Annotated in this window: 1 pseudogene; it reads left to right on the top strand. The window is 76.7% G+C overall.

Features of this window, described 5'->3' with window-relative positions:
* Nucleotides 1–690: pseudogene (locus B7767_RS41785) on the top strand (hypothetical protein); the annotation flags it as partial.

Raw genomic sequence — 690 nt, 5'->3', positions numbered from 1 at the left:
GTGGCGGGGTACGGCGTTCACCCTCGCCGGTCTGGCGGCGGTGCTGGTGACGGCGTCCGGGCCGGCCCCCGACGACGTGCTGAGCGTGCCCGAGGCGCTGGTCGTCGCGGGCGGTACGGTGTCGCTGGTCGGCCTGCTGTCGTGGCCGGGGTCCCGGCCCGGTCTGCGGCACGCGACCGCGTCGGGCGTCGCCTCCGGGGTGGCCTCGGCGCTCACCCAGACCGTGACGGTCGCGGTGACGGACCGGTCCGGTCCCCTGCTCAGTGCGCAGGTGGTCGTGGTGGCACTGCTGGTGGCCGCCTTCGCGGCCGGCGGACTGCTGCTGTCGCAGACCGCCTACCGGGGCGGCCTGGGCGCCCCGCTCGCGGTGGTCACCCTGACGAACCCGCTGGCGGCCGCGGTGATCGGTCTCTCCCTCCTGGGCGAACGCCTCCGCGCCGGCCCGACGGGCATCCTGCTCGCCCTGACCGGCGCGGCCCTCGCCTCCTGGGGCGTACTGCTGCTGAGCCGGATGACACCCCACGTGGACCCTCCCGCGGTGCGGCAGCGGAACTCCGTGAAGAACCACCCGGTCACCACCGCGGACAACCACGCCGCCACCGCGGGCGGTCCCGCCGTCACTGCGGGCAGTCGTGCCTCCCCCAGAGCCCGAAAGGGCCCGGGAGGCACCCCCGGGGCGGCACGGGTGGG

The organism is Streptomyces sp. 13-12-16 (assembly GCF_002114215.1).
Lineage (GTDB): Bacteria > Actinomycetota > Actinomycetes > Streptomycetales > Streptomycetaceae > Streptomyces.
Note: the sequence above shows the minus strand (reverse complement) of the source record. Positions and strands in the feature narration are given on the sequence as shown.